Raw genomic sequence first — 26,854 nt, forward strand, 5'->3', positions numbered from 1 at the left:
TAACCCGGCATATAGGCTAGCTTGCGCTAAGAAAATCGAAATGGAACCACGATCTACGTTGTGCAAACTTGTCGGCATGCTAGGGCTGTCCTTACTTTTGAATGCTTGCCAACTTTTTCAGCCAGCACCATCGATTCATCATGGTCCAGAGATTTTTTGGGATACATGGGGTGTGCCCCATATTGTCGCCCGCAAAGATAGCGATGCATTTTTCGCGTTTGGTTGGGCGCAGATGCGCAGCCACGGGGATTTGCTGCTCAAACTCTATGCAGTGGCCCGTGGTCGGGGTGCGGAGATCTTCGATGAAAGTTACTTGCCTGCTGATCGATCTGTGCGGCTATTAGCTATTCCAGCATTGGCTGAGAAATGGTACACAGCTCAGGAGCCTGCTTTTCGGGCTAATCTGGATGCATTTGCGGCGGGTATCAATGAATTTGCGCGCCGGCACCCGGAAACTATTTCCGATACGGTTAAAGCGGTCTTGCCTGTCACGCCGCAAGATGTCATAGCGCATACCACGCGGGTAATGACTGTCTTTATTGCGGGCACCTCCGAATGTGGTGCCGTACTGCCGGGTTTTGATTTTTCAGACCAACCGGTCGCCTCGAATGGCTGGGCAATCGGCCCTCAATATTCTGCCAGTGGTCATGCCATGCTGCTCACCAATCCGCACCTGGATTGGCGCGGACTGGAAACCTTTTATGAGGCGCATTTTTTATTGCCAGAAGTCAATCTTTACGGTACGGCCCTGGTGGGCTCGCCGGTGTTGCAGATCGCATTTAACGATAGACTGGGCTGGACGCATACTGTCAATACGATGGATGGCTGCGATCTTTATCGATTGAAGCTAGCCGGGGCCGCGTTGGAGGATGGGTATGTATTGGACGGCATGACTGAATTATTCGCCGTTACCACCGAAATGATCCGCATTCGCCGGCAAGATGGCAGTATGACGAGCGAGCCCTTGCGCATTTACCGGGCCAGACAGGGGCCTGTGGTTACTTTGGATGACCAAGTGCTGGCCGTGCGCTTTGCGTTACTGGAGACGTCATTGCTGGCGGGAATGAACCAGCAATGGTGGAAGATGGGGCAGGCAAGACATTTTGCAGAATTCCAGCAAATACTGCAGGATTTGCACTTGCCTTTATTCAATGTGGTTTACGCAGATGCGGATAAGCATATCATGCTGAGTTTCAATGGCATTATTCCGGTGCGTGACAAAGGGGATGTCACTTTTTGGCAAGCGCCTGTTCCTGGGGATGACTCGAGCCTGATCTGGACAGAAATGCATCGCTATGCGGATTTGCCTAAATCGATCGATCCTGCCAACGGTTGGGTGCAAAATGCCAATGGGGCACCTTGGTACATGACGCTTCCCTTCCTCGACAAGACGCGTTACCCCCCTAACATCGCAGCTGATGTGACCAATGCTCGTGAGTTGCGTGGATTGCAGATACTGAATGAACACAACAAAATGCATTATGCTGACTTGCTCACGGCCAAACACTCGACGCGTTCACTGGTGGCCGATCGGTTACTGGATGAACTGATTGCGGCTGCTCGGATAAGCGGCCATCCCTTGCTGAAGCAGGCGGCGCATGTACTTGATCAATGGGATCGCCATTTCTTGGCAGAGAGCCAAGGCGGGTGGCTTTTTTACACCTGGTTCCGTAAATGGGTAAAGAGAACGATCAAAAAAACAACCGCTGAAAATCCTAGCTATCGTTTTACCCCGGATCAACTCGTCGGCAGCCTATTTTATACTCACCCTTTCGATCCGGCTTTTCCATTGCATACTCCGAGAGGCTTGGCGGATATGTCTCTGGCGATACATGCGCTCGAAGAAGCCGCTATCGAATTGGATGCCAAATTCGGCGCACTCGATGTGGCATGGGGAGATAGCGCGCGCCTGCGCCGGGGTCAAGTTGATCTGCCCGGGAATGGTGCGCCTACCGCGCTAGGTGTTTTCCGGGAAATTTTTTATGAAGAAGATGCAGACGGTAAATTTAAATCGACATCGGGCGATACCTATATCGCGCTGGTAGAGTTTTCGCAGCCTGTTCGCGCCCAGGTGCTTACCACTTACGGCAATGCGACGCAGAATGGTTTTTTTGAGATAGGCGACCAGTTGCGTTTAGCTGCCAATCAGCAACTTCGTCCGGCCTGGCGGACATTGGATGAAATTGAAACAAATCTAATGATGCGTGAGCGTTTGAGACACGATCCTTGAGCCACAAAAATGCTGCAAGTATTGCGCTTGTTGAGGGCGCCGGTAACAGCCTCGTAGGTTGAATTGTTTGTGCTTTTTCGCTGGTGATCATGCAAAATAACAAGCTGATCATTTTTTCTATTCCAGTGTGTTCAATTGTGAAAGCTAAGCGTAACGCAACCAAAAGCGAAAAAGAACCGAAACTCTCCCGCACTCATGCACCTCCTGATCTATCACCAATCGACTGGCAGCGCGGCTTGCGCCGCCAATTTGGTGGCGAGCAAGCGTTTGTTCTGGAAAATAAAGGAGCACAGCCTTTTTTTTCAGAGTTCATTGTCAGCAATCCTCAGTCAAAAAGCCGCTACCGTGTCGCCATTCGTGGACGCCAACCGGGTGATAATTTTTGCTCTTGCCCCGATTATGCAACCAATGAGCTAGGTACTTGCAAGCATATCGAATTTACACTGGCAACACTGCTGAAAAAACGTGGTGCAAAAACAGCTTTCGCGCGAGGTTGGCAGCCACCGTTTTCCGAAGTTTATCTACGTAACGATAGGCTGCGCACCGTGCATTTTCGTGCAGGCACAGACTGTCCACCGATCGTGCATGAAGCGGCAGCAAAGCTTTTCGACACGCAACAGGGCTGGCGGCTACCTGAAGAACGTTTTGGTGAACTCACTCATTTTATGGCAGTCGTTGCAACTGCGGATCATGAATTACGTGTTTATGACGACGCGCTCGATTTTATCGCAAGCCGGTGCGATGCACAGCATCGATTGGCACAACTCGACAAGCTATTTCCACGAGGTGTGGGCGATGCCAAGCTTGCAAAATTACTCAAGGTGCCGCTTTACCCTTATCAGGCCGAAGGTGCATTGTACGCGGTGCGAGCCGGACGCATCCTGATCGGTGACGAGATGGGGCTGGGTAAAACTGTTCAGGCGATTGCTGCGATGGAAATCTTGGCGAGGCATTTTGGTGTTTCACGTGTGCTAGTGGTTTGCCCAACTTCATTGAAATATCAGTGGCAAAGTGAAATTACGCGATTTTCCGGGCGACCGGCTCGCATCCTGACGGGTGGACGATCCCGTCGTCAGAAGGCGTTTGCCGAAGATGATTTTTGTAAGATTACCAATTACGAAAAACTTCAGCCCGACCTTGATCTGATCACCGCTTGGGAACCGGAATTGGTGATCGTCGATGAAGCCCAACGCATCAAAAACTGGAATACCATCGCTTCCCGAGCGTTGAAGCGTATCGATAGCCCTTATGCCATCGTGCTGACGGGTACCCCGCTAGAAAATAAATTGGAAGAGTTGATTTCTATCGTTCAGTTTGTCGATCAGTATCGTTTGGGGCCGACCTGGAAGTTGTTGCACGAACATCAAGTCAAGGATGAAACCGGCCGTGTTACCGGTTATACCGGCCTGGAAAAAATTGGTGAAACCCTGGCGCCGGTGATGATACGACGACGCAAATCCGATGTGCTGGTGCAATTACCCTCTCGGACTGATCAGAATTTGTTGGTCCCCATGACCGAAATGCAAATGGTTTATCATCAAGAAAATGCCGAGATCGTTACCCGCATCGTGCAGCGTTGGCGCAAAACAAAATTTCTTTCGGATAAGGATCAACGACGGTTGACCTGCGCATTGCAGAACATGCGCATGGCTTGCAATAGCACTTATTTGCTTGATCAAGAGACCGATCATGGCGTTAAGGCAGATGAGCTGGCATCGCTCTTTGATGGGCTGTTCGTGCAACCTGGAGCGAAAGCAGTCGTTTTCAGCCAATGGACACGGACCCAGGAAATCATTATCCGGCGGCTGGAAGCGCGCGGTATTGGCTACGTCAGTTTTCATGGCGGAATCGCTTCGGATAAACGGCCTGAATTGATAGAACGTTTCAGTAGCGATCCAGACTGCCGCGTTTTTCTGTCTACCGATGCGGGGGCAACCGGACTCAATTTGCAGCAGCATGCCACCACCTTGGTCAACATGGATCTGCCCTGGAATCCTGCTTTGCTCGAACAGCGCATTGGCCGCATCCACCGCATCGGGCAGACGCAACCGGTACAGATCATCAATTTTGTTGCCAAAGGTACGATCGAAGAGGGCATGCTAGCCGTATTGGCTTTCAAGCGCTCGCTCTCGGCGGGCATTCTTGACGGGGGAGCAAGTGAAATTTCGTTGGGAGGCTCACGTCTGAATCGCTTCATGAAAGAAGTGGAAAATGTGACTGGCCAGATGGGCGAAAGTGAAGCCATGACACCGGCAGAAGAAACGGCAGGCGCCATGGGCGAAGCGGTAGCGGCACCCATCGACGAGATAATTTTGGATGAAACGCCGGAGCGAATAGACGATACACAACCCGCTCAGGCTGCAGCAAGTGGCATGAACCCTGAACCCTGGACTGCACTACTACAACTAGGCACCCATTTGGTTTCTGCGCTGACTTCGGTCAACGATAATTCGGCTGCACCACATCCCTGGATTGATCGCGATCCGGCCAGTGGTACGCACAGTCTGAAAATACCGCTGCCATCACCCGAAACGACCCAACGGTTAGCCGATGCACTATCAGCGATCGCTGATTCATTGCGTGCAGGGCATCGCAAGTGAAGGCGGTAGGCGCAGTGTGATCAGGTTGAAGCGAGCTTTAGAATGGTTGCCAGGAAAAACCAAAACCCACGCACATCAATGGTTTTTCATGGCAGCCTGTATTTATGCCATCTTAATGGTGCCATTGGCCATGCTGGCACGGCACGGCTATGGACCAGCAGTGCTGGCTGCACCGACCGTGCATGCTTTTGAGATGCTGTTCGGTTTCGTCTTGGCCTTGATTACTGGCTATTTACTGGGGCCCCTGCCGAAAAACCAGTTACTGTTATTTTTGCTGCTTTGGTTACTAGCGCGGGTGCTGGGTGTGATAGCGATAGCCGATTGGCTGGCTTTGATCAGTAATGCCGTTTTTGTCGCACTGCTGGCCTGGCATTTACTGCCGCGTTTATGGGTGGCGAAGAAATGGCGTAACCGGACACTGGTCCCCTTGCTGGGCCTGATATGTAGTTTGACGGTTGTCATCGCCTTGATCGGTCAGTTTGATGATTATCGGCTGCAACGCACCCTGCTGGGGGAAAGCGTGCAATTATTCGCGTTGCTGATGCTGTTCATGGGCGGGCGTATGTTGGCTCCCGCGGTAGCGGGAGAATTCTATCGCCAAGGAATGGAACTGGAAGCCAGGGTACAGCCACAGATCGAAGCAGGGCTGATCGTGACCCTTACAGCGGCTTTCCTGCTTGCTTCGGTGCCTACACTCTCGGGTGTTATGTTGATCATCGGAGGCTTGTTGGCCGCCATTCGCCTGATTCGCTGGCAACTCTGGCATTGCTTGGCTCGACCCGATTTGATTTGTCTCGGGGTCGGCTATGGTTGGCTGGCATTGGGTCTTCTGTCGCTGGGCTGGGTAAAACTGACTGGGAGCGATCATTTAGGTACTGCGGTTCATGTAATTACGGTGGGGGCACTCGGCACACTCGCTGCCAACGTAATGGTGCGGGTGACACTGCTGCAGGTAAAACAATACCCATCGCGGATACCCCAGATCGTCATTATGACCGGCATCATGGCAATTGCTGCGATTGCGCGGATCAGCGCCGATTTGAGCCTGTACCGTGAAATGTTTTTGGCGATCGCAGCGGTTGCCTGGAGTATGAGCTTTCTACTGTGCCTGTATGTCATATTCGATTGTCAGACGCGTGTTTTATCGCGCAAATCCTTATAACACTTGCTGTGCATAGTGGCATCAAACTCGCCTTGAAAGACAGATGAGAGGCAGGGTGCTGCCCGATATGCTTGCGGATCTGCCAACAGCTTGTGATGGCGGCATACCCATGAGTGGGTTTTAACATCGGCATCGACCTATGATAGCCAGGTAGCGATTCCTTTGACGTACATGACTCCTGAGCGGGTTGTTAATCGGTATGACCTGATGGACTCGGCCTATGATGTACCGCTGATCGATGTGAATCCGCGCCGGAACCAGGCGCTGAAAGAGGAAATTACGGCTACAGGGTGCGTATGCGCGGACATGGTACGTTTCATTTGGGAATGCTCGGTTTTTGGCGGTGGATTTAAACGAGGTCTCCTGACTGCAAAACCATTGCTGGCCATTCAGTATGAATCGATTTATCTTGTCATCCTTGCAAATTAAAAATAAAGATTTTAATATGCAAGGATGATAAAGCGCGGCGTCTATCAAACAGTATTGCAGGCTTTGAAGCGGCAAGCCGCTGTTGCGCTTATCGGGCCGCGTCAAGTTGGAAAAACCACATTGGCGCTTGATGTCGCAGCAGAAAAAGATGCTGTCTATGTTGACCTTGAAGCGACGGCAGACCGTGAGAAACTTTCAGACCCGGTGTTGTTTCTCACGCATAATGAAAATAAGCTAGTAATTCTTGATGAAATCCATCGAATACCTGAAATCTTCCAGGCCTTACGTGGCTTGATAGATCAGGGACGGCGGAAGGGTCTGAAAACGGGCCGTTTCCTCATTTTGGGTTCGGCTTCTATTGATTTGCTTCGTCAATCCGGAGAAACTTTGGCCGGACGGATCGAGTATATCAATATGGGGCCGTTGACTGTTTTGGAAACAAACTCCAAAAGCGAGTCAGACCCAACGCAGCTTTGGGTACGTGGTGGTTTTCCGGATAGTTATCTGGCGGCCAGCGATGAAGACAGCTATGTTTATCGGCAAAATTTTATCCGTACTTATCTGGAGCGTGACGTCCCTCAATTCGGGCCGCGTATTCCTGCGGAAACACTTGAGCGTCTCTGGATCATGCTGGCGCACAGTCAGGGACAGTCCTTAAATGCATCTAAATTAGCAGGAAGTTTATCCACTTCCGCGCCCACCGTAAGTAATTATATCGACCTGCTGGTTGATCTGCTGCTGGTGCGACGCCTACCACCGTATCATGCCAATATCAAAAAACGTTTGATCAAAGCCCCGCGTATCTATGTCCGCGATAGCGGTATTACCCATGCTCTTCTGGGATTGGCCGATTATAACCAATTGTCCGGTCATCCCGTATTTGGAGCGAGCTGGGAAGGATTTGTAATAGAAAATCTACTTTCCTTTGCGCCATTCCAAACTAAAGCCAGTTTTTACCGCACTTCTGCCGGAGCGGAAATTGATCTGATACTGGAACTACCGGCTGGCAAGCGATGGGCAGTTGAAATAAAGAGTGGTTTGACGCCGAATCTGACAAGAGGTTTTTACAGTGCGCTTGAAGACATACAGCCGGATCGCAGTTTCGTTGTTTATTCCGGCGGAGACCGCTATCCATTAACGGAAACAACCGAAGTAATTGGCCTGTATGCGTTGGCGAACGAACTGATTGAGAGTTTTTCAGTTAAAAGGTGAACGTTACCGGCTAATCTGATCGAAATCTTGTGCTTTCATCAATAGTTGATTATGTTTCAAGCAAATCTGTTTACGCAATTGTTACGAAAGTGCTGAATATTATTAAGCACCTCTAAGGCTGTCCGAGAATGGCAATCGTAGCGAGTCGGTTGCGTTTAAAGGAAAGGTATATAGGATACGTCGTGCTTATTTCTCCATTTTGCTGCTACGCCACTTCTTTCATTCATAGCCATCAAGTCATATATGGGAATAAACTGATCAATCATTGTTGCAACCATACAAATGGGCATCCGTAGCTGATTGCTAGACGCAATATTCTCACCTCTTTCACCCTTATCACCGCTAGCTACTAAATAGTTGATATTTCATTTTTATTTGACGGTCGTGGTTTAATTGAAAGCAATGAATATCCTTGAAAACTGAGAAATGGCATAAAAAGACCCGGCTTATTGGCTGATATTGTTATCTCTAAGCCTGTAAAAATTATCTCGTGTGTCGTATCCGTCTCATAAAGCTGAGACGGATGGACACACGTTTTTTTTTAACTTGTTGGTCAATGGATAGGTTTTGTCCGTTGATCTTGCTTGGAGTATGTAATGAAAACTATCAATAATTTTAGTCAAAAATCCCTTTTAGCAATGTTGGTAGCCGCTATGGGAGCGTTCGGCGGCACGAGCGTATTTGCTGCAACCGAAACGGGTTCGATGAGTGTATCGGGGACATTGGTAAGTGGATGCACGGTTTCAGCTGCAACACTGGATTTCGGGGATAACATCATTGCACTGTTATCTCAAGGAGATGTGACGGCGGATACGGGCGGCACACTGCAGATTGCTTGCACTACAGGAACAAGTCCTAAGATTTATTCAACAACAGCTCGAACTCTGACTGGATCGGGTACCGCAACGGGGGGCAGTATTGCCTTCAATCTGAGCCAGACCGCTGGAGCTGCAGCTGACAATCTGCCAACTACTGCCCTTGGAGCAGAAGCCATAACTGGTTATACTGCAAATGGTGCAGAACAAACAGTGGTCATTTATGGCCGAGTTCCTGTTGCCAATTATGGTAATCAGCCTGCCGGTCCGTATGCAGCGACCATAACCATGAGTGTAGATTACTAATGCTAAGCCAGTCATCCCTTGGATGCTGGCTTTTGTTAGTCGGCATATTGATTGTTAATAGTGCTCATGCCGTTACCATTTCGCCTGTCATGATCGAGTTGTCGAATGCAAAGCGAGTCGTGTCGGTCACTATCAGCAATCCATCGGATCAGCCTATCAATTTCCAGGCGGAAACGCTATCTTGGCGTCAATCTGACGGCAACGATCACTACGAGCCCACTGACGAATTAGTCGTTGCTCCGCCCATAGCGCAGATACCGCCAAAATCAAAACAGATTTTCCGGGTGGCCATGCGTGTTCCAAATCTGAATAACGATGAACGTGCCTATCGTCTGATACTGGAAGATGTCAGTGAGGTATCAGCGACTCAATTGGGTGTAGTTAACATTAGATTTAGACATAACTTGCCAGTTTTTGTCGTTCCTGCCGATGAGGAGAAGATTTCTTTACGCTGGAGTAAATGTTCTGCACCTGCTGGCCAAGGTTGTGTGCGTTTAGATAATGAGGGTAATCGCCGTATTCGTTTTCTGGAATTGGTTGTGGCAGGAGATGGATGGCAGAAGACTATTAGCGGTGGCACAGTACTCTCCAAATCCTGGAAAAGTTGGCAGTTTGACTTGCCTCGTGGTCAAAGCCAGCCTGTAAGTATTAAAGCCAAAACGGTAAATCATGGAGCGATTTCAGCCAACCTGTCCGATTAGGATTGAGTGTTGGTTGTTCGAAAACGAGATCATTCGTTTGAAATATATCGCAAAGCTGGATGTAGATTGTGATCATGGCTTTAGTGCTGCAGGTAGCCATTTGTTTTGCTGCCGGCACGAGAAAATTCGCGCGTTTTTCAGTATGGCTGCTGCTTCTGGTTTTGCTGTCGGGTGCGCAGTCAACTCACGCTTCTATGACCGAACAACGCGAGCATACTGAAGGACTCATTAACAATAAAACGCATCCTTTTGAATCCGAGTACGACAATAAGCCACAGATTTTGCTACTGGATGTCACGATCAATTCCATTAAGTTGGGTGATATTGTTTGGGCCGAACAACTTTCTGATGGTCGGTTGGTTTTGCCTGTGGAAGCTTGGCAGAATATGCGTTTGCGCACTGTTGGTGAGAAACTGACCTTAACCAACGGGAAAACTGGCCATGCGCTGGATTCCATAAAAGGATTGCAATACCAGCTTGATAAGGGTCAGTTAACACTGGCCATTATTGCCCCTGCAGAAGCTTTTGAGGGCAGCGCCCTAGATCATGGGCGGGGCGGTACTATCCCCACTAATGAATCCCCGCCAGGCATCTTTTTTAACTACAACTTAACCGGCACGCGACTTGGCGACGGTAAAATTAGTTATGGGGCGTTTCTGGAAAGTGTGGCATTTAACCGTATGGGTTCGTTGGTTGCGGGTGGATTAGCCCGGGGGAGTGAGGAGCAGCTCGAATTTGTCCGAACGGATACCTATCTCCAGAAGGATCTGCCCAGCACTATGGAAACCCTGGTACTTGGTGACACCATTGGTACGGGTGGCGCCTGGAGCAGGCCTGTACGTTTCGGCGGTATTCGATGGGCGCGAAACTTCTCGCTACGTCCCGGTTATTTTACTTTTCCACTACCATCGATTTCGGGCTCGGCAGCCTTACCCTCCACTATCGATGTGTTGATCAACAATCAGCGCCAACAAAGTCAGACAGTTGAACCCGGTCCATTTACCTTGACCAATATCCCGGTCGTGAACGGAGCCGGGGAGATCAGCCTGGTGGTACGTGACATGCTTGGGACTGAAACTTTGGTCACACAGAGTTATTACGCGTCTTCCCGCTTGCTGGCAAAAGGGCTATCGGATTTTTCGTTCGAAGCTGGCTTGCTACGCAAAAATTTTGGTATTCGGAGCAATGATTACGGTGCACCTTTTTTCGCTGGTACTTGGAGACAAGGCTTCAGCGATGCATTTACGGGGGAAGCCCGGATTGAAATACAGAAACAGCGTCAGGCAGCAGGTATCGAGATGAGCGGTTTGCTGGGAAATTATGTTGTCGCACGCACAGCGGCGGCCTATGCTAGAGCTGAAGGGGAGCAGGGAGGGCGTTATTTATTTGGCCTGGAACGCCGATCACTCAGCGGATCCGGTTCGCTTCAATGGGAGTATTTTGATCGTGGTTATCTGCAGTTTGCTGAACGGTCTGGAGCTATCCGTCCACGTAATCGTATTTCTGCCAATTATGGGATGCCTATTCCCTTCCTTCAGGGATCGTCGCTTGGGCTCAGCTATATTAGCCAATCCAATTGGAATGGAGACCCTTTTAAACTGGCGAGTGCTAACATAGGAATTTCGCTTCCCTTGAATTTGTTTGCCAGCATATTTGTCAGTAAACAACTCGATCATAATCGTGGTTGGATAGGGGGAATCAACCTTATGCTTCCGTTAGGTTCGCAACGTATAGTATCTGCTAGAACGGCCCGCGATAACGCAGGACGAATTATCAATGCCGTACAAGCCAGCCAATCGGTCCCTTTTGGGCCGGGAGTCGGCTGGCGGCTGCGCGCAAGCGACGACCCTCGCCAATACTTGCAAGCAGGTGGAACCCTCAATACCAATTACGGACAAATTAGAGCTGATACTAATCTAGGAGAAAACGGTTATTCGGTGCGTCTGGGTGCAAACGGTTCGATAGGCTATTTGCAAGACTTTCCTTTTGCTACCCGTAATATTGGTCATGGCAGTTTTGCCGTTGTTAAAGTGGGTGGTCTTGAAGGCGTGCCGGTGTATCGTAGCAATCAAATTGTGGCGACGACCAATAGCAGAGGTAAAGCATTGGTACCCAACTTACTGCCGTTTCAGAAAAACCAGATTAGTATTGACCCAGGCGAATTGCCTTTCAATACAGAGATTCAGGGCATAAAGGAGGTGGTGACACCTTATGCGCGTAGTGGTCTGCTTGTGGAATTTCCGGTACGACAAACACGCAATGCATTAGTAGTGCTACACCAAACCGATGGTTCGCCGGTTCCGGTTGGCGCCAGCGTCACCGTTTCACCGAATGGCTTGAGCTATACTGTGGCTAGACGTGGTCAAGTATATCTGACTGACTTGGAAGTAGATAATCATATTACCGTGAAATGGCAGGATGGGCATTGCAACTTGCCTATTACTTTACCTATCGATGGTACAGTGGAGCCGATTATCGGCCCTCTTATCTGTGGAGATTCACAATGAGAAAACCTTTACAATTAGCCGCTTTGTTGCTTCTGAATCAATTGTGGGCTTCGAGTACGCTTGCTTCGACCTGCACGGTTGACTCATCAGTGCTGTCCTTCGGCAGTTTCAATCCATTGACCGATAATACTGTAGAAAGTACTGGCACAATCAGTGTGACTTGCTCCGAATCCGTGTTTTATACACTTTCCCTTTCTCCAGGCAATAGCGGCTCTTATAGCACCCGCAGCATGATCAATAGTGGCAACTATTTAGAATATAATCTCTTTATTGATGCTGGCTATAGTCAGATTTGGGGTGACGGTACTGGCGGGAGCTATACGGTTAATGGTTTGTTTCCGGCTGAAGGGACTGAAAATCACACAATCTATGGCATTATCCCACTTTTCAATCAGCGAGATGCGAGTGTAGGTGTCTATAGTGATACTATTGCTGTGACACTGACATATTAATTTAGCCCCAGCTTCAGAGTTCATTCTTCAAATCTAAGCTTTAACTCTGGGCGATGTCCAGAACATTTCTTGTTAGAAATTCTTTTGTATCCGTAACTATTCACTTGTAATAGGTCACTTCAATCAAGTACTTTCATCCGTCATGCTATGACTGCTGGTCATTTATTTTCCATATAGTTAATGTGCGTAGGCAATCGGCACATCCTGCCAGCTCGTAGTATAACAAGGCGACATGATCTCTCGTCGCATGCTCCAGGATTTTTTGCTTCCTACGGAAAACACCGACACGGTGTTGCGACCATATTTGTTATTCAACTGATCAAGCACATTCATTAACCTAGTCGATCTCTCATCTGCACCCTGTTGTGTCAGCAGTGAAGTTTGATACAGTGTGAAGGGATCGATGCCAGTAAGAATCACCCCGGCTTTCTTGTAAGCATAACCTTTCCGATAGATATGCCTGAGTCCAAACAGTGCTGCTCTGATCAGCAATCGTGTGTCGCTGCTGGCGTTGGGAAGGGGTATGGTAATGCTATTACTATACTGCTTGTCCTGTTCACGAAAAGGATTGGTCTGGATAAACACCTGGATTGCATTGCAGACTGAACGCTGACGGCGCAGCTTCTCTGCCGCGCTGCTCGTATAACTGGCAACGGATTCACTGAGCTCGGTTAGACTATGAATGAGTTGACCAAACGAACGGGAAGAAATGATCTGTTTTCTGGGCGCGGATACTTCTTCCAGTGAGAGGCACGAAATACCTCGTAGCTCATAACCTAAACGCGCCATTACCACCCCAAACTTGGCACGCAACCAAGCAGTGGGCGTATCGCGTAACGCCAGCACGGTTTTAATTCCCGCTTTATTCAAATGCAGACTGATTTGCCTTCCCACGCCCCATACTTCACCCACTTCGATAGTGGATAACAAACTTTCCAATTGTGTAGATGGCATGGACGATAGATCACACACACCGTTGTAGCTTGGCTGTTTCTTGGCAATGTGATTGGCAAGCTTCGCCAATGTTTTGGTTGCCCCAAATCCAACACATACCGGTAAACTGGTCCATTGGCGTATACGGCTGCGTATTGATTGGCCCATGTCCGTAGCGGTTGGCCAAAGCCTGCCTAATCCCTGCAAACCCAGGAAACACTCGTCAATGGAATAGACTTCGACATGAGGACTGAAGTCACGCAGGATGGACATCACCCGATCAGACATATCGCCGTAGAGGGTATAGTTGGATGAGAGTGCGACGATGCCATGCTGCTTGGCCAAATCCTTCAACTTGAACCAAGGGGTACCCATTTTGACGCCAAGCGCTTTCACTTCATTGGAACGGGCAACCGCGCAGCCATCGTTATTGGAGAGCACCACTACCGGTCGATTGATGAGGCTAGGATTGAAGACACGCTCACAACTGACATAGAAATTGTTCACATCCACCAACGCAAACGTCGGTTGATTGATGGAAGCACTGTCTATAGCCATGATCACACAGCAAAGCGAGCGATGGTGCCCACCACGACGCCCCATACCTGCAATTCTTCGTGCTCCTTGCAACGGATGGGGGGATAGGCAGGGTTCTCTGCATGCAACTCGACCACACCATCGCAAGCATATAATCGTTTGACGGTGTATTCGTTGTTAATGACTGCCAGCACGATATGACCATGCTTAGGTTCGATAGAGCGATCCACCACCAGCATATCGCCATCGTGAATGTGAGCTCCGGTCATAGAATCGCCGACGACACGAAAGAAATAGGTCGCGACTTTATTGCGCACCAAATAGGTATTGAGATCGAGCCCTTTTTCGACGTATTCATCCGCGGGGGAAGGGAATCCAGCCGGAACACGATGCAGCAACAACGGCAAGATGCAAACAGCCGGATCGATGGCAGCAGGCTGCAGGTAAGGCAATGTCGATGAGCTGGATGGATCAAAGGATACAATGGTTGTCATGGTGTATGCTTTAGGACATGATGAGCGTACAGTATAAAACACTCGTTTGACGAATAACAATGTGACGATATGTGCGGACGTTTTGCCTTGGCTTACCCCCGTTCCCGTCTGATCGACGGGTATCATGCAGTATCGATGCCAGAGATCGAGCCACGTTATAACATCGCCCCTACCGACGCTATTCTGGTTATTCGTGACAGCGAATAAGGCAGGGCAGGGTCAATGATGCGTTGGGGATTGATTCCCCATTGGGTCAAGGACACCAACAAGCTGCCTTTACTGTTCAATGCGCGTGCTGAATCGTTGGCCATCAAACCCCTGTTTAAGCATGCGTTTCGAAGACAGCCCGCTTTTCTTCGCAGGCCTATGGGAGGCTGCGACAGTCGGTGAAGTCACAATCGATAGCTGCACGATCATCACCACAGAAAGCAATACTGTGATGCGTTCCCTCCATGACCGCATGCCCGTGATTCTTCCACCTGAAGTATGGGATGCCTGGCTGACCCCAACCCAGCAACCCGACGCTATTCTATTGTCGCTTCTGCAGTTCTATTATGCGGAGCAATTGCAGTTATGGCCTGTGTCACCTGCTGTCGAGCGAGCAAGCAATGAAGGAGCGCAGTTGATTCAGCCAATTCATGATCAATCCTCCTGATATACAAAATAACGGGACGCGGAGAATGCGCCAACACACTCGCATCATGTAATATCAATCTGCAAGTAAAACCCTATAGATTGAAAGAGTATGCCTCCTATAAGTACTTACAAACGATTCTGATTTATTTTTCCACAATTCTTGTGTATAAGTTTGTGGATAATTTGCAAATAACCGTGCTAACTTACCTGGTTGTAATAATTTTCTCTGGATTGATCAAAATTTAGACGAATTATATATATAATATATTCAATAAGTTACATTTTTTCCCTTTATTCATGCGCATTTTGCTACCCATTTATTACATACAAAAATCAGTGTGAATTAATTGCTTGTTGTCAAGATTTTTATCTCAAAGTGGAGCGGTTGGCTTTTGATAGTGTATTCTCATTGAATAAATCCCCGACCACGTTTAGCGAAATATTTTGATGAAAAAATATGGCTTCCTCAGTATCAACATCATTCTCTTACTATGGACTATCGCCCTGATTTCTCAATCTGTTTATGCAAGCTTCATTACAGATACGAGAGGCTATGTTTCTGGCCGGCTGAGCACGGTCAATCTTGAAAGATCGTTCAATTCAGCTTACGTGGGAGAGCTTTTGCTCGGCCATGACAGCAGTACTTTTATCAGCTCGGAAAATCAGCCGCCTGATTCCTTCTTTTCCAACCCATGGCGATTCTGTTTTGATGAGGATCGTTATGACGAGATCGAAGCGCTTATCGGCCGAAATGTTGTCGTTGAATTCAAAACACCTAAAAGTAATGCTCTGCTGTCATGTTCTGCCACTCATGAATTACTCGCGATATATCCCGTTGACAAAAAACAAACACTGGAGCAAACACAACTAGTAGGTAGCATACTTTCAACTGATCCAGAAATATCTCGTGGTGTTGAGTTTGGCAGAATTACCAATGTGATAGAGAATAAATATTCTTTTAGAACTTACTCCATGACAATCCAAATTGGAAGTGGTGGAAATCAATTTCGCCATTTTATTATGAACGATCCTGATTTATTTGATTTTGCTGTCAATTGCCTAAAAATGGCGACAATGGTGAGAGTGCATTATAGCGAGCGATATTCGGTGAGTAATCGTTCCGGGGTAAACGCCATGTCATATGTTTCAAAAATTGAAGTCGTTGATTAAGTAACCTGGGCGGTGGCGTAGCCAAGATCATTCGATGAGTTTGGCTGGGCCTGGTGTAGTAAGCTAATTTCCTGATGAGATAGCGACAGGACTTCGCGTTACTGTATTTCCCTAATTCTCATCTATGTACATACAATCAAACCTTACCGCTCAGAATCAGTTCGGCATAATCGAGAGTAGCTGATTGTTTCAGATCAAGAAGAGCAGGGGAGAATTACCACCAAGTACAGCTGATTCTCGGAATGAGTTCGGTTTGCTCCAAGCACATCGATACTTGCAGAAAAACAAGTTTGGATTCTTCGGCTATTTGTAGGTACACACTACTGATCTCCGGACTGTTAATCAGACGGTCACTTACTTTAGACAGGAATGGGAGGTTATCTGCGGGTAACTCTTTGTTATATAGAGATATCGCCAGAATATTTCGATTGGGGTGCAGGGATGAGCGCCAGACTTATATTTTTTTACTCACAAAATATTCCATGCACCAATTGTGTTAGATACACCTTTGCTAAATCCAGATGATCGGTCTAATAGCTGGCTTCTCAATACGTTGCTAAATTCCTGATTTTGATAGATGATGCTGTTATTTCAGAATTTGGTAACACCGCGCGTCCTTTCCCAAAATCCGGCGCTACCGTTTGTAGCTTTGCTTTATCCATCTCGACCATCGTGCCTTGCCTAAAATGGCCAGTTCAGAATCTAATTGCTCAGGCTCTGCTTATATTGGAAGAGACTTTTTCTAGTGCTGACATTGGATTTGTTGTATTCTGTGTGCTAATTGAAGTAATGATTTGCAATATTAGTATTTTTCCTACCAAACTGTGTTTGATTGATGGTAAGACATCATAGAAATTGGCGAGGAGATCATGCCGCTAACCGAAGGATACGATATCGTTCTGGAGCAAGTGAAGCGCGACGGTTTGCCTGAAAACCGTGCGATCTGGAAGTACATCGTAACTCTGCCACCAGGTGTTTATAAAGAAGTCTGCATTGACTTCAAAGGTAAGATTGAGGGTCTCACAAATCCAGCCAATATCTTTGGAGAAAAGGCAACGGATGCCACAGGTGTTCTAGAGTGGGGTGGCTCCAGAACATCGATTGACACTTTCGGTACTGATCCGAAGCAAGTTGACCTGACTTTCGTTTGCTTGAAAGCAAAAAAGGACAGCTTCTTTGGTGCACAATTTAAGCTAAATTTCATTGGGCCATCGAAAGGAGCACCAAGCGGTGTGAGCTTGCATACTAACGAACTTGTTAGGCTAGAAGAAGACGACACTAAAGTAGGATATGCTTGGGTTAACCACGGAGTAAAGGATGGGCAAGAAGCCCCATTGGCATTTTTACCCGTTACAGATAAGCCTGTCCCATCCGATCAGATTGTCGTGGCGACAGCTGAGCCAGTTTCGATGAGTCTATCTGCAGCCCAATTGACTGTTACTAATAGAGGATTGGTTGTCCCCTCGTCAATCTCGGTTCATCTTGAAGATGAAGTGGATCTTAGCCAAATTTTAGAGTCTCGGATCGCTAGGCTTTCTATCAGCGAAATTTTGGAATCTCCTCTTGCAAGCCTCCTCGGACTCACAGATGCTCAGTGGAAAACACTCGGAAAGACCCTAAATGTTAGTACTGTGGGCGAGTTGTTGTCGAACGAGTTAATAGATCGGCTAACGAGTCTCAGGCGAGTTATCGCATCCCAAAGATCTGGCGAGTAACCAATCCAGGATGGATGCGTCCAACGCTGCCACCTTTCCTTGTTTCTACTGTAGTGATTTAATGAACTTCGGTGCCAGGGTTCCCCCTGTGTCAGGCTAGTGGCTTTGCTTCATTCATATCGATTTTCCCATTTCTTTTATCAGTCACCTCCCAATCTATCAGGTCACTGACAAACCTCCGTCGAGCTGATCCATGAAGTTTTTTGTCATGTTTGTTCGTGTAACTCGATTGTCGGGTTAATATAGCCTATCTCAAAATTGTGTAGCAGACACGACCTTCTCGATTAAGCGTATTCGTATCACGCAGGTGCGGAAGGGGATTTCGTGATACGCGTAAAATGGGGAAAGAAGAGCAATTACAATCAGTCACCCGTTCTTATACGTTTCGTGGCTTCATCAAAATAACTCTATAAGTATTTATGATTAAGCGAATTTTTCTTGTTGTTGCATTGACGCTATTTATTTTTGGTGGATTATTCGGTTGGAAGTATTATCAGGACAAACGCGCACAAAGTCGGAAACAAGGGCCGCCGCCAGCCGTAGTTGCGGTGACCGAAGTCAAGCAGGAGTGGTGGCAGCCTTATTTGACGAGCGTTGGCAGTCTCGTAGCCGTAGCGGGTGTCGATGTCAGCAATGAGCTGGCCGGTAAGGTTACCGCTATTCAATTCGAGTCAGGGCAATCGGTTAAAAAAGGTCAATTGCTAGTTAAACTGGATACCTCGACCGATGAAGCCGAGCTCAAAGGGTTACAAGCGGATGAGCTCCTGGCGCAGGTTCAGTTGAAGCGCAGCAAGCAGTTATTGGGTCAGCAATTCATTTCTCAGTCTGCCTATGACCTCAATCGCGCACAACTTGCGCAAGCTCAGTCGGCTGTGACAGCCAAGCAGTCGGTGATCTCCAAGAAACATATCCGCGCGCCCTTCGATGGCAAACTGGGCATTCGCCTCGTCGATCTTGGGCAGTATCTGGCGGAAGGTTCAGCCATTGTTTCGCTGCAAAAGCTCGACCCCATTTATGTGGATTTCACTCTACCTGAGCAACATTTGGCCGATCTTGCCATTGGTCAAGATCTGACGATTACGGTTCAGGCGTATCCTGGGAAAACCTTTCATGGCGAAATCAGTGCGATCCATCCCGCCATCGATATTGGCACCCGTTCGATCGCCATTCGCGCCACTATCAAAAACCTAGATCAAGTTCTGCGTCCGGGTATGTTCGCCGATGTGCAAATCTTATCCAGTCAGCAAAAAGCGGTGTTGACGCTGCCCGATACAGCGATCACTTACAATCCTTACGGCGAATCCGTTTTTGTTATCAAATCCAGCGAGCAGGGGCTGACGGTGCAACGCCAGCAAATCGAAACGGGTGAGACGCGCACAGGCCGGGTGCAAATTGTCCGAGGGTTGGCGGCAGGTGATCGTGTCGTCAGCGCTGGTCAGGTCAAATTGCGTAACGATATGCCAGTCACCATCGCAGAATTGCCTGCACCCGGTGAGCGGGAGTAGCCGTATGAAATTTACCGATCTGTTCATACGGCGTCCGGTATTGGCGAGTGTCATCAGTCTGCTGATTTTTGTGATCGGTCTGCGTTCGATTCTGGTGCTGGATGTGCGCCAATATCCCAAGACCGAGGATACCGTCGTTACCATTACGACGATGTATCCAGGGGCGAGCAGCGATCTGATCAAAGGTTTCATCACCACGCCCCTGCAGCAGGCGATCGCCGAGGCTGAAGGGATCGATTACCTTTCATCGAATAGTCGGCAGGGGAGCTCGACCATCGAAGCGTACATGCGTCTGAACTACGACCCGAACGCTGCGGTCGCCGAAATTCAGGCTAAGGTCGCAAGTCAACGTAATGTTCTACCGGCAGAAGCCGAAGATCCGGTGATAATTTCCCGGACGGGCGACCGGACCGCGCTGATGTACCTGGCTTTTTACAGTGACACGCTCACGCCCTCGCAAATTACCGATTACATGCTGCGCGTGGTGCAGCCCAAGATGCAAGCGGTGGCGGGCGTCGGCAAAGCCCAGTTGCTGGGTAATAAGACCTACGCCATGCGCGTCTGGCTGGATCCGCGGCGTATGGCGGCGTTGGGCATTACGGCCGATGACGTGGCCGAGGTCTTGCGCACCAACAACTATCTTTCAGGCGCCGGGCAAACCAAGGGCAATTACGTCATGATAGACCTGAGTGCCACCACCGATGTGGCGAGTGAACGGGATTTCCAGCGCCTGGTGGTCGGCAATCGTAACGGTACGTTGATTCGGCTCGGCGATGTGTCGCATCCCGAAATGGGCAGCGAAGATTACGACGCGGTGAGCTGGTATAAAGGCAAGGATGCCATTTTCATGGGGATCGAGCAGGCGCCCGGCGCCAACCCGCTGATCGTCGCCCAGGATGTGCGCAAGGCGTTGGCCGAAATGGAATCGGAATTGCCGGAAGCGCTCGAAATGCTGATACCTTATGATGCCAGCCAATTCATCCAGGATTCGATCGATGAAGTGCTGTTTACTTTGGTGGCTGCTGTGGCGATTGTGCTGGTGGTGATTTATCTGTCGCTGGGCTCGGTTCGGGCGGCGCTGGTGCCGGCGGTGACCGTGCCGCTGGCATTGATCGGGAGTCTATTCCTGATGTTTTTGATGGGGTTCTCCATCAACCTGCTGACCATGCTGGCGATGGTGCTCGCGATTGGCTTGGTGGTCGATGATGCCATCGTCGTGGTCGAGAATGTGCATAGGCACATCGAACTCGGTGAACCCCGCTTTCAAGCGGCGATGGAGGCTGCGCGCGAACTGGTGCTGCCTGTCATCGCAACCACGGTTGCCCTGATCGCCGTCTATCTGCCGATCGGTTTCATGGGCGGGTTGGTAGGTACCTTGTTTACCGAGTTTGCCTTTTCGCTGGTTGGCGCTGTTATTATTTCGACGATCGTAGCGTTGACACTGGCGCCCATGCTCAGCTCGAAAGTACTGAGAGACAAAGGCTCGATCGGCCGGTTCGAGCATATGGTCGGGCGTTTCTTTACCAGGCTTGCGACCCATTACCGACGTTTGTTGCAGTTATTTCTGGAATTCCGCGCGCTCTTGCCAGTTTTTTCATTGGTGGTGATGATCAGTATTTATTTTATGTTCACATTATCGCAGAAGGAATTGGCGCCAACCGAAGATCAGAGCATTCTGTTCTTTATGGCGACAGGGCCGCAGACAGCAACCCTGAAATACAATGAAACCTATACGCGCGAGCTGATCGATGCCTTTGAAACCTTTCCGGAATATAACGAAAGCTTTTTGCTGCTTGGCTTTGGTGGCGATGACAACGTCGTGTTCGGTGGGTTTAAAATGCCGCCAACGACGCAGCGGCAGCGCTCGCAAATGGATATTCAGCCGGAATTACAGGCCAAGGTCAATGATATTGCTGGCTTCCAGACAGCGATCATTCCTCGACCGAGTCTGCCTGGATCGGGCGGTGGATTGCCACTGCAGTTCGTGATCAAAACCGATGCCGATTATACCCAGCTCGATCAGGTGGCTGATCAACTGGTGAATGCAGCCATGGCGAGCGGGCAGTTTTCTTTTCTGAAGAAAGAAGTGGAGTTTAGCCGACCCAAGGTGACACTCGTGATCGACCGTAACCGTGCCGCAGATCTCGGTATTTCGATGGAAGAAATCGGCCGTAATCTGGCGGCTTTGCTGGGTGATGGCTATATCAACCGCTTCAATCTGCAGGGACGCAGCTACAAGGTGATTCCGCAGGTCGACGATTTATCCCGTTTCGATACCAGCAAATTCCAGCATTATTATCTGCGTACCGCTTCCGGTGGCCAAGTGCCGTTGTCATCTTTGATCCATATCGAGAAATCGGTCGAGCCGAGCAAACAAACGCAATTTCAGCAGCTAAACAGCTTGACGATCGCAGGCTCGCCCGCATCGGGGGTTGCGCTCGGAGATGCCATGGCGCATATGGAAGCCTTAGCCAGCGAACTGTTCCCGCGCGGTTTCAGCTACGATTATACCGGCAGCTCCCGCCAGTATGCGCAGCAGGGGAGCGACTTGATCATTACCTTTTTTATGTCGCTGCTGATCATTTATCTGGTGTTGGCAGCCCAGTTCGAGAGCTGGCGCGATCCGTTCATTATTCTGACATCGGTACCGATGTCGATTGCCAGTGCGCTGGCATTCCTGATGCTGGGATTCGCTTCGCTGAATATCTATACGCAGGTCGGCCTGATCACCCTGATTGGGCTCACGGCAAAAAATGGCATTTTGATCGTTGAGTTCGCTAATTTGTTACAGGTACGGGAAGGGCTGTCGAAACGTGAAGCCGTGGAACAAGCAGCCATGATACGCTTGCGGCCGATTCTGATGACGACGATATCGACGATGGTGGGCATGGTTCCATTACTCATGGCATCCGGCCCCGGCGCAGCCAGCCGCTTCGATATCGGCTTGGTGATCGTCAGCGGCCTTGGTATCGGCGGCATGCTGTTCACGCTGTTCGTCGTGCCGACGTTTTATCTGTTGATGGCGCGCGACCGGCAGCAAGGTGAAGCAGTTGCGCTTAGCTAGCAAAGTACGCCGAGCCCATACCTCAGGCCTATTTCTGCAAAACCCTCAATTTCTGATTTCAAGCAGGTAAAGATAGACTGCTATAAATCCGGATTTTTAGATTTATTGGTATGGTTCTAATCTTGTTTTTATAGCTAGATGTCACGATTCTGTTTCTGGTTTGCGTTTATCAAACCTAATGAGAACAAGAAGTCCCAGGCTAATCAGCCAAATCGTATCTGGCAGAGGAACTGGAATCACTTGCGTGATCCGCATACCATAATCGCCATCCAGATCCGAGTTGTCGCTATAATAACTATCACTAGCCGCCACAAATAAATACGCGGCTCCAGCAGGAATCTGAATCAATGTATTCGTAATCAAAAAATCCTCAGCAATGTCATTGGGCAGGTTTCCAAAAAAAGTAGGCCCTGTTGATTCATCATTACCTGCGTCAATAGCGTCCTGTACCCTGTTGAGCGTAGAAGATCCAAGAAGTATATTAGTATTGCTGAATACACCAAGCAGATGCCCAGTAACGATGTCTGGGTCACCTGTCCTCTGGCTTAAATCTCCCAACTGCTCAAGCCTGACATAATCCCCCGTACCTAATCCGAGCGATGCGAGTTCAATGGAAATGCTATTTACTGCTGCCGGATCATTATTTGTACGAAGGAATGTACTTTTGGGATCAATACTGATCGTCGTTGCCATAGCTGTCATGGATGCAAGCAGCAAGCTGATTATGAAAATAGATTTTGTGTATATTTTTATCATTGAACTCTCAATATGTTTGTTGATGACTTGAATTCATTACTCTGTTCGCTATGTACTCGTTCAGAACTGATCTGATTATGCAGCTTATGCTATAGGCCTTGACCACCTCAGCAATTCTCTTTGCTTACTGGCCTATCGATCAAACCAATGAGGACTTCCGGTCTGCCGCTGGTACGTTCCATTAACACTGTGAGTCCTATCAAATCTGTAGGGTTCATATACGCATCCTGGATACTCGATAACAACGCTTTTATCTTTACTTGCATATTTACCAGTAGCAAACTCACAAATAGCACACAGATTGAAAAAATTATCAATTTGGTATAAAGGGAGGGGGAAATGGAGATAAAAAGGTATCCGACCAAAATTTTGCCACCGGTTTACGAGCGGGTTTTTGAGCGTGATCGCTTATTTGCGCTGGTTGGGCAGGGAAAGATGGCCAAGGTGATTTGGGTAAATGGGGCACCTGGTTCTGGAAAAACTATTTTTGTTGCCAGTTTGCTGAAGAAACAGCAGGCGTCTTTTTTATGGTACCGAGTTGATGTCAGTGAGAATAATTTTGCCGATATCTTTTATTTTCTAGCGTTGGCTGCACAAAAGAATTACCCCAGACAGAAGATTAAACTACCGGTTTTTACCGCTGAATATGCCAATGATGTAGAAAACTTTGCATGTGTCTTTTTTCGTGAGCTTTTTGCCTCGCTCACGCGGGAATCAGCAATTGTGCTGGATAATTGCCAGGAGCTGGAAAAGGATGCTACTTTTTTCCGCTTGCTACAAATTGCCATAAATCAGTTACCAGATGGCATGCAATTAATCTGCATCAGCAGAAATCGACTCAATGCTGCCCTTAAACGGTTGCAACTGAATAATGAATTATTAGCAATTGGTGACGCTGAGTTACAGTTTATTGATCAGGAAAGCCAAGCATTTTTGAAATGGCTTAATCCACAACTGGAGGATCATCAAATCCATCATATCCAGTTAAGAACACAAGGCTGGGCCGCTGGTATGGTGTTGATGGCAAGGCAATTGAGCATCACCGGTTTTTCCGGGGATTTTAGTTTTGCTGAAAATATTTTTGATTATCTGGTTTCAGAAATTCTTGCATTTTTACCCAAAGAATTAAACGAATTCTTGGTGACCAGTGCGTTATTTACGCAATTGACGGCGGAAATGGCTATTCAGCTGACTGGAAACCGTCAGGCCAAATCGTATCTTGATGAGCTGGTTTCTAAAAATTTCTTGATTGAACGCACTGCCGGTGCCACTCCCATTTATCGCTTCCATCCGCTGTTCAGAGATTTATTGCTGACCCAGGCTGGTACGCTCTTTACCGAAGAGATTTGGCAGGAATTACAGCATCAGGCCGCAAGGATACTGGCCAAGCAGGGAAGTCCAGCCGAAGCTATCCTGCTTTATCAGCAATTACAAGATTGGCCCTCATTGAAAGTGTTGTTGTTGCAACAGGCAGAACAGCTCATCAGTTCAGGGCGCCATCATACTGTCAGTCAATGGATAGAGATATTGCCAAGTGAATTTCTAGAAGCAGATGCATGGTTAAGCTATTGGTATGCGGTGGCGTTGAAACCGGTCGATCCTTTGCTGGCGGAAGAGCGGCTGGAAAAATGTTACCAATTATTTATTATCGATCATGATATCAAGGGTATTTATTCAGCCTGGGTGGCGGCGGTGGAAACCATTGCGATCAGTTGGGATGATTTTTCTAAGTTAAAGGTGTGGGTTAATCGTATTGATGAAATACGCAAACATTATTCTGCCAGCCCATCGATCGAATTGAAAATCCAATTTTACGCAATGGCATTACAGGCTTTCTCTATCTATAACATTCATCATCCATTGTCGCGAAGTTTAATCAGAATTTGTGAAGGAATATTCCGATTCATCCCCATCAGATCTGTCAGGACAGCACTGAGCCTGCAATTGGCCCAATACTACATGTTTAATCTTCAATTAACCAAAGCCCAAGCATTATTTCCATACCTGGAACAAGCGCTGGAAGATGAAGCTTTACCCATTATGACAAGGATCATGAGCGCATATCTATTAGTTGTTAAAAATCTTTTGGAGGCCAATACCATCAAGGGGCTTGAATATACCCACAAAGGATTGGAAATATCAAAGGCATCAGGTCTTCGAGTATTTGAAGGAATGTTGTTCGCCAATAGCGTGGGTTGCCATATCAATAATGGAGATCTGATCAGCGCTGAATATGCTTTGCAAAAAGCAGTTGAATCTAGAAATGATCGCCAACGTATACCGATTGTGATGCATTATGCTTATGTTGTATGGTTAGCCGCGTTAGCCGGTAATCTGCAATATGCCTTGGAGCAAAATAAGCAAGCACTAGAGTTGACACAATTGATTCACTATGAAATCGCTTATGTCGCTTTTTGGTCACTTGAAGTGCAAATGCTGGCTGAACTGTGTCAGTGGCAAAAAGCGGAGCAAACGCTTTCTTTGCTTTCGGCAGCAGCAAAGGATATTAATAATAAACATAATCAGATCCAATATTATGTGGCTGATGCTTGGTGTGCGTATTTACAACAAAATCAGCCTCGTGCGCTTATAGCTTTAACAGAATTATTGCGAATCATGCATCATGAACAGTTGTTCGCTTTTTTTGGATGGCGGCCCAAGGTCTTGACACCTCTGTGCTTACTGGCTATCGAAAATGGTATCAAGGAAGAATTCGCTGTGCGTTTGTTGAGGCACCATCGACTGTTGGATTGTCCACCGCCGCATCTCGAAAAATGGCCCTGGGCCGTACGAATCTATAGCTTCGGCTCGCTGGCTATTAAAGTCGATGGTAAGCTGATCGAGCCAGCAGGTAAAAGCCCGAAGAAGCTACTGGAGCTGCTGGAGCTAATCATTTCATTAGGTGGCCGCAAAGTTAATTGCGATCAACTTGCTGAAATATTATGGCCTGATGCGGAAGGTGATTTAGCCAATCGATCCTTGGAAACAGCACTGTACCGCATACGTAAGCTTATAGGGAAAGAGGCCGTGTTGGTGAATAATAACCTCGTCTCGTTTAATGAGCATTACTGCTGGCTAGATTTATGGGCGTTTGAAGCCACTGCAACTCAGTTGGAACAGGCTCTGAATGAAGGGCAACAACCTGTCATCGTTAAACTAACTGATCGACTACTGACTCTTTACCGGGATACCTTCTTAAAGAATGCTGATTCTGGATTGGTATTAGTGAAGCAAGAGCAATTACTCAATAAACTATGCCACTTACTAGACTTGGTAATAAGCTTTCATGAACGATGCGGTGAACATAAACTCGTCCAATTATTACTATACAAAGAACTCGAACTGAAGCCCTTGGTAGAGGCAAATTATCGGCGGTTGATGGTTTATTACCTCGATCTCGGCCAACCAGATCAAGCATTGAATATTTATCATCAGTGTTATCGGGTTTTACATAAAGGATTTCATATTTCGCTTTCTAAAGAGATTCAGCTCCTCGCTAAGCAGATAGAAACCAGCGAACAGAAGTACTTTGAATGATTTTCTGAATTTGATTGGGATCGATTTATGAATAAATTTATCCAGCCTGCTTCCGCAGCTTAACTATCAACGCATAGCTAGCAGCGATCTCAC

Annotated in this window: 17 protein-coding genes and 1 pseudogene; 15 read left to right on the forward strand and 3 right to left on the reverse strand. The window is 48.0% G+C overall.

What is annotated here, in order from left to right; translation table 11 throughout:
- Positions 1 to 40 precede the first annotated feature (40 nt).
- From C8R30_RS01125 to C8R30_RS01165, 9 genes are all read left to right on the forward strand, one after another.
- The gene (locus C8R30_RS01125) at positions 41 to 2,230 is read left to right on the forward strand and encodes a penicillin acylase family protein (RefSeq protein ID WP_107789336.1); all 2,190 of its coding nucleotides are present in this window, start codon (positions 41 to 43) and stop codon (positions 2,228 to 2,230) included.
- Positions 2,231 to 2,319: 89 nt separating this feature from the next.
- On the forward strand, positions 2,320 to 4,830 hold the full coding sequence (locus C8R30_RS01130; RefSeq protein WP_090669689.1) for a DEAD/DEAH box helicase: 2,511 nt from the start codon (positions 2,320 to 2,322) through the stop codon (positions 4,828 to 4,830).
- Between the two features lie 25 nt (positions 4,831 to 4,855).
- Positions 4,856 to 5,992, forward strand: coding sequence for an NnrS family protein (locus C8R30_RS01135; protein ID WP_258191902.1), 1,137 nt, complete (start codon positions 4,856 to 4,858; stop codon positions 5,990 to 5,992).
- Between the two features lie 162 nt (positions 5,993 to 6,154).
- Entirely contained in the window at positions 6,155 to 6,421 is a 267-nt protein-coding gene (locus tag C8R30_RS01140) for a hypothetical protein (RefSeq protein WP_146162665.1), read from the forward strand.
- Between the two features lie 24 nt (positions 6,422 to 6,445).
- The gene (locus C8R30_RS01145; protein WP_107789339.1) at positions 6,446 to 7,633 is read left to right on the forward strand and encodes an ATP-binding protein; all 1,188 of its coding nucleotides are present in this window, start codon (positions 6,446 to 6,448) and stop codon (positions 7,631 to 7,633) included.
- A 596-nt stretch (positions 7,634 to 8,229) separates the two neighbouring features.
- Positions 8,230 to 8,754, forward strand: a complete 525-nt coding sequence (locus C8R30_RS01150; protein WP_107783121.1) for a spore coat protein U domain-containing protein — start codon at positions 8,230 to 8,232, stop codon at positions 8,752 to 8,754.
- A 32-nt stretch (positions 8,755 to 8,786) separates the two neighbouring features.
- The gene (locus C8R30_RS01155) at positions 8,787 to 9,455 is read left to right on the forward strand and encodes a fimbrial biogenesis chaperone (RefSeq protein WP_181258674.1); all 669 of its coding nucleotides are present in this window, start codon (positions 8,787 to 8,789) and stop codon (positions 9,453 to 9,455) included.
- A 74-nt stretch (positions 9,456 to 9,529) separates the two neighbouring features.
- A complete protein-coding gene (locus C8R30_RS01160) occupies positions 9,530 to 11,962 on the forward strand; it encodes a fimbria/pilus outer membrane usher protein (protein ID WP_258191908.1) in 2,433 nt (810 codons plus the stop codon).
- Entirely contained in the window at positions 11,959 to 12,414 is a 456-nt protein-coding gene (locus C8R30_RS01165; RefSeq protein ID WP_181258675.1) for a Csu type fimbrial protein, read from the forward strand. Before C8R30_RS01160 ends, C8R30_RS01165 begins: the two co-directional genes overlap by 4 nt.
- A gap of 177 nt (positions 12,415 to 12,591) precedes the next feature.
- Here C8R30_RS01165 and C8R30_RS01170 read toward each other — a convergent pair whose 3' ends face one another.
- Together C8R30_RS01170 and C8R30_RS01175 are read right to left on the reverse strand one after the other, a co-directional pair.
- Positions 12,592 to 13,905, reverse strand: coding sequence for a Y-family DNA polymerase (locus C8R30_RS01170; RefSeq protein ID WP_107789395.1), 1,314 nt, complete (start codon positions 13,903 to 13,905; stop codon positions 12,592 to 12,594).
- A gap of 2 nt (positions 13,906 to 13,907) precedes the next feature.
- Positions 13,908 to 14,504, reverse strand: coding sequence for a LexA family protein (locus C8R30_RS01175; protein ID WP_258191903.1), 597 nt, complete (start codon positions 14,502 to 14,504; stop codon positions 13,908 to 13,910).
- Between C8R30_RS01175 and C8R30_RS16340 the strand changes: the two are divergent.
- From C8R30_RS16340 to C8R30_RS01210, 5 genes and pseudogenes are all read left to right on the forward strand, one after another.
- A pseudogene (locus C8R30_RS16340) lies at positions 14,448 to 15,033 on the forward strand (SOS response-associated peptidase). The gene C8R30_RS01175 and the pseudogene C8R30_RS16340 overlap by 57 nt on opposite strands.
- A gap of 428 nt (positions 15,034 to 15,461) precedes the next feature.
- Positions 15,462 to 16,184, forward strand: a complete 723-nt coding sequence (locus tag C8R30_RS01195) for a hypothetical protein (RefSeq protein ID WP_107789346.1) — start codon at positions 15,462 to 15,464, stop codon at positions 16,182 to 16,184.
- An 869-nt stretch (positions 16,185 to 17,053) separates the two neighbouring features.
- Positions 17,054 to 17,899, forward strand: coding sequence for a hypothetical protein (locus tag C8R30_RS01200; RefSeq protein WP_107783131.1), 846 nt, complete (start codon positions 17,054 to 17,056; stop codon positions 17,897 to 17,899).
- 419 nt (positions 17,900 to 18,318) lie between these two features.
- Positions 18,319 to 19,404: an efflux RND transporter periplasmic adaptor subunit gene (locus C8R30_RS01205; protein WP_107789347.1), complete on the forward strand. Its 1,086-nt coding sequence runs from the start codon at positions 18,319 to 18,321 to the stop codon at positions 19,402 to 19,404.
- 4 nt (positions 19,405 to 19,408) lie between these two features.
- A complete protein-coding gene (locus tag C8R30_RS01210) occupies positions 19,409 to 22,468 on the forward strand; it encodes an efflux RND transporter permease subunit (protein ID WP_107789348.1) in 3,060 nt (1,019 codons plus the stop codon).
- A 141-nt stretch (positions 22,469 to 22,609) separates the two neighbouring features.
- On the opposite strand, the gene C8R30_RS01215 is transcribed toward C8R30_RS01210, so the two are convergent.
- Positions 22,610 to 23,224 (reverse strand): hypothetical protein, encoded by a 615-nt coding sequence (locus C8R30_RS01215; RefSeq protein ID WP_107789349.1) that lies wholly within the window; start codon positions 23,222 to 23,224, stop codon positions 22,610 to 22,612.
- Positions 23,225 to 23,563: 339 nt separating this feature from the next.
- Here C8R30_RS01215 and C8R30_RS01220 point away from each other — a divergent pair, with 339 nt between their 5' ends.
- Positions 23,564 to 26,761, forward strand: coding sequence for an AfsR/SARP family transcriptional regulator (locus C8R30_RS01220; RefSeq protein ID WP_107789350.1), 3,198 nt, complete (start codon positions 23,564 to 23,566; stop codon positions 26,759 to 26,761).
- Positions 26,762 to 26,854 lie beyond the last annotated feature (93 nt).

This window comes from Nitrosomonas nitrosa (genome assembly GCF_003051105.1).
GTDB classification, from domain to species: Bacteria; Pseudomonadota; Gammaproteobacteria; order Burkholderiales; family Nitrosomonadaceae; genus Nitrosomonas; species Nitrosomonas nitrosa.